Consider the following 4768-nt stretch of genomic DNA (forward strand, 5'->3'; position numbering starts at 1 on the left):
TTATACCAACGCATCAAATACGTAAAAAAGCCCAACAGGATGTTGGGCTTTTTTATGTCTTGAATTTGGATTTCGTATAAGAGATTTTATGTTAAGTAAAATGGAGTAACTTTTTAATTTATGAGAAGATTTGACAAATTTTATATAAAGAGATGGATATGTCGAGTCTTGTTGTTAATGTGAATAATGTTCCTATTTTAATGTTTTATGAAAATTATATAAAAAACAAATACATTGTAAATCGAAGATATCAACGAAAACTGGTTTGGAGTACATCTAGTAAGAGAAAATTCATAGATTCTTTAGTTAATGGTTTTCCAATACCTTTAATTCTATGCGTTGAAAATAAAGATGCTCAGTATGAAATTTTAGATGGAATGCAAAGATTGAATGCAATAGCTTCTTTCTTAGAAGGAGATTACGACTTTGAAGGATTTTATTTTGATCTAGACCAAAATCCATCATTAAAACAAAAAAAAGATGAAGGTATATTAATTCAAAAACAGCCTATTTTAGACAAAGATAAGTGTCTTAGTATTTTGAAATATCCTATACCAGTTTCTATATCTACTCATGTATCTGAGTTAGATATCATTGATGAATCATTTCGAAGAATCAATACTGGAGGAGTCAGTTTATCTAAACAAGAAGTTCGTCAAGCTGGAGCACTTTGCCACTTTTCTCAGTTGGTCAGAGAGTGCTCTTATTTTGTAAGGGGTGATACTTCTCACTCATCTATTCTTAGATTAAATGATATGAAGCATATCAGTCTAACTAAGGAAAAAGATTCAGAATATGGGATCAATTTATCTGACTGTTTTTTAGCTAAACACAATATCATTACTTATCAAAATATGATGGCATCCAGGGATGAAGAACTAGTAGGCCAAATTCTATTAGCAATGATTACTGATGGTGAAAGCGAAACAACATCTTATTACTTAGACTCTGTATATTCAGACATAGAAAAGAAGAGTGAGATTTTAAATAAAATAAATCGTTATGGATATGATAAAATAAAAAAAGACTTTGAAAAAGTTTATGAAGAAATCATAAGAATCAGTAATAATATTCCCAATGAAACTAAATTAATGACTTGGTTTTATAAAGATAGGCCAAATCATTCGACGAGAGCATTTACTGTATTCTTTCTAGCCTTATATGATCTAATAATTCTACAAAATCGTAGTATCCAAAATTATAGGGCTGTTGTTAATAAAATCCAAAATATTGCATCTAAAACTTATGATCACTTAATAAATTCTCGAAAAAAATGGGATAAAAGTGATAGAAATCATTTAGTTAGATCTACAGTGGGTATAATTTCAGATGAATTTATCGAAAATATAGGTATTGATGCTTCAAATCATAGTGGAATTAAAAAGTTAGAAAATATTTTGAATCAATCTAGGACAGAGTCTGTGTCATATGATTTTAAAATAGGTTTCTACACTATGCATGATGGAGAAGATCAGGCCTTAAATATATCAGATAAAATTAATACACTTTTAGCTATGTGTAATGCTAATAAAGGAGTTAACTGGCTAATTATAGGGGTTGCAGATAAAGAAAAAGATAATGTTAGGCATAACACTTTTTATAAGTCTGACTCGAAACTATATAATGGATTCTATATCACAGGGATTGAAGACGAAGCGAAAAAATTTTGTAAGGATTTAGGAGCTTATGAACAAAAAATTAAACAATTAATAAGTAAAGAACCAATATCTGATTTTGCAAAACTGAATATTCTACAAAATATTCAGTTCATTCAATATTATGATAGACATGTATTGATGCTAAGCCTTTCTCGGGATACTGAACCATATACTTATAATGATAAGCTTTATACAAGACAAAGTAGTCATAACTATGAACTAAAAGATCCTAAGGAAATTATGAGTTTTTATAAGTTATTTGAGGTTGTCTAATTTTTAGATTTCCTAAAATTAACATAATACACCTTATACGAAGTCAAAAAATGGGAGCTATAAGCTCCCATTTTTAGTCCTTAATGCGCTTTTTAGCTTCGTCATAAACTATGCTATCAGCTCGTTTCCCGACTGTGATGAGCAAGATAACTACCTGATCATCTTTAACTTGATAGACAAGTCTGACACCAGCTTTTAATAATTTAATTTTATAGCAACCTGCAAGATCGCCTCTCAGCATATTCTTTGGAATATGTGGCTGCTCTATGACTTTGGCTAGTTTCTTCTTAAATTGATCCCGTATAGCAACAGGGAGTTTTTCCCATTCTGCTGTAAAGTCCTTGTGACGTAAAAGCTTATAAGTCATCTAATGTGACTTCCTCAAACATCTCTTTAGGGTCATTAATGCGCTTACGGACAAGAGCTAACAATTCTTCATCTTCTTCTGAAAGCAAAGCTTTTTTGACAGGTAGTTTCCCAGTCGTAGCAACATACTCAAGAATACTAGTAAAGAAATCTGTAGGTGCAATACCTTGTTCTTTAAGGATGGAATAGGATTTTTCTTTAAGGGCTTCATCGACCCTGAAGTTAACAGTAGCCATCATATCTCCCAGTTATTTAATGTACTAGGAGTACTGTAATGCAAATTGCATTACAAGTCGACTTCGTATAACCGCCATTATGTTAAATGAAAATAAATGAGTTAAAGAGCAGCTTCTAGCAGAACTATCATTAAAAGCTGAAAACATAGATATGTGATTGATGCATATATCATTATCTGAGACATTTTATCTAAACTAAAAAAAGTGTAGCTTATTAAAATATTTAAAAAAATTACTAAAATTGTAGAAAAAAGGATATTCAAAAAATTATTAACTTTATGTTTTTTTATAAACCTAAAGATTATATAAATGAGCAAACTTGATGCTGAATTTATACAAAATATAATTGGGTAAAATAGCATGAAAAAGAAATTTGATATTGAAATTATGAATCCAAATATATTTAATCCGATAAAAATTTTCCAAAATTTATGCATATTTTACTCATTAATTATCAATTTTTTCTAAAATTAACATAATACACGTTATACGAAATGCTTGAATTTTTCCTATAAGCATCAATATCTTAACTAAAGCCGTTCCAGTAAACAGCGCACTGGAGCGGCTTTTTTGTGATTTGTCACGTTCCACGTCTATCCTTTAATCTTTGTTTCACAACTTTGTGTAGTTCTATTTAACCATTCGGCAGGAAGAATCGGCTCAGGAAGCCACGCTTTTTAGGCTCAGGTTCAACATGCTCAGGAACAGGAATTCGCTTTTTTTCTACATCGATAGTAGTCAATCCGTCCTCTTTAGACTGCTCAGACTGAAGGGGGGGGATTATATCTTCTGTACTAGGAAGTGAATTACTCTCGGTATGAGTTGTATCAGATTCAATATTGACCTTAGAGGGCTTCATTTCGATGAGTGTAAGAAGTGTATCAATACGAGAATTAGCTTTGGCCTCCCGATCTTCTGCTTTTTCTAATTGTTTCTTTAAAAAATCGATTTGATTTTTTAATTCTATGATTGTTTGATCCGTGTACTCAGGTGTATTTGGATTTTGTATTGCAGACGTATCGATACGTTTTGACTGTTTTGTATTAAATGGTTCGCCATACACACGAAGTAACTCTGAAAAGTCTATGTAACCATCGTGATCACGACTTAATACTCCATTTTTTATATCTTTATAGAGTGTTGCACGAGATTTTTTATACAGTGCAGCAGCATCACTAACACTGTATTTTGTACTTGTTTTCATAGTGTATTACTGTGTATTTACGATACGTATTAAGGGATACAATAAGTGTATTCTCCAATACACTCAAGATTTGAAGCCTAAGTTTTTTAAGTAGGGTAAAAATTGCTTTTGTTGTTTAGGATCTCTAAGCATTTCTTTAATTTTTGATGCTAATGTTTCGTAGCTTTCACCTTCTAGTGCTAAATGGGAAAGTTCATGCAAACGGGATAGCTGATTACCAAACATATTAATTTGAGCATCTGTCAGCTTATAAAACTCTTTTGGTATATCTATATCTGGGGAATTAATATTTTTAGCTTTTTCCTTAAACGAAAATAGAATATGAGTAACTTTGCGACCTGTCTTTTTTTGCTCATACGTTACGGTTAAAGGGCTGTATTCATTTATTTGGTCTATCGCAGTATCAATTACTCGTTTCTTAAAGTCGGCAAATAACGGATATTTCTTACCGAGTTCTAGCATTGTTCGTAAGTTATCAACGGAGATTTCACGCTTACCTATTTGTCTATACTGGACCAACAGTTCATAAATACGGATACCATACCCACTGTTGATTCCAGCAATATCTGATAAAGCATACTTAGTAAACTCTCTACTTAAATTAGAAATGAAAGGCAAAATGGGTTTTGAAAAGCGAATACCAATGACACCCTGGCTATCCAAAAACTGGATCTCTTGGACCCATCTCATCTTTATAGATTTATCGTTAACAGTAAGGTTAATTGATCTTTCGTAAAGTCTATTAATACCTTCCTTTAGATCCCTATATGCGGTTTTCTCATGTACCCCTAAGCGTTGTAGTTCATTAACACTCACAGGATATAGTTCATCATCTGTGATTGGTTGGTTTTTAGGAATACGGGAAATTGCTGCTAAGACGATACGTTGCTCTACAGCACTTAATTGATATGATGCTTCTATAACTTGATTTGATTTTACAACTTGATTCTTATCCAAAATGAAGCCATTGATTTTTTTAATATATGACAAATATATACCTGTCATAGTTAGTAGTCAATCCGTCATAGTTA

At 31.6% G+C, this 4768-nt stretch carries 5 protein-coding genes; 1 reads left to right on the plus strand and 4 read right to left on the minus strand.

Translation table 11 applies throughout. The annotated features are described in order from the left end of the window. Positions 1-158 precede the first annotated feature (158 nt). Positions 159-1931: a DUF262 domain-containing protein gene (locus tag BMW42_RS14415; RefSeq protein WP_171260743.1), complete on the plus strand. Its 1773-nt coding sequence runs from the start codon at positions 159-161 to the stop codon at positions 1929-1931. Positions 1932-2004: 73 nt separating this feature from the next. Here the strand turns inward: BMW42_RS14415 and BMW42_RS14420 are convergent, their stop codons facing one another. The 4 genes from BMW42_RS14420 to repM form a co-directional block, all read right to left on the minus strand. Beyond that, entirely contained in the window at positions 2005-2298 is a 294-nt protein-coding gene (locus BMW42_RS14420) for a type II toxin-antitoxin system RelE family toxin (RefSeq protein ID WP_000221358.1), read from the minus strand. Beyond that, the gene (locus tag BMW42_RS14425; RefSeq protein WP_000246756.1) at positions 2288-2533 is read right to left on the minus strand and encodes a type II toxin-antitoxin system RelB/DinJ family antitoxin; all 246 of its coding nucleotides are present in this window, start codon (positions 2531-2533) and stop codon (positions 2288-2290) included. Before BMW42_RS14425 ends, BMW42_RS14420 begins: the two co-directional genes overlap by 11 nt. Before the next feature lie 634 nt (positions 2534-3167). Next, the gene (locus tag BMW42_RS14435) at positions 3168-3737 is read right to left on the minus strand and encodes a plasmid replication DNA-binding protein (protein ID WP_092768946.1); all 570 of its coding nucleotides are present in this window, start codon (positions 3735-3737) and stop codon (positions 3168-3170) included. A gap of 63 nt (positions 3738-3800) precedes the next feature. Continuing rightward, positions 3801-4694: a replication initiation protein RepM gene (repM, locus tag BMW42_RS14440; RefSeq protein WP_092768949.1), complete on the minus strand. Its 894-nt coding sequence runs from the start codon at positions 4692-4694 to the stop codon at positions 3801-3803. Between the last annotated feature and the right edge of the window lie 74 nt (positions 4695-4768).

Source organism: Acinetobacter sp. DSM 11652 (genome assembly GCF_900109815.1).
Classification (GTDB): Bacteria; Pseudomonadota; Gammaproteobacteria; order Pseudomonadales; family Moraxellaceae; genus Acinetobacter.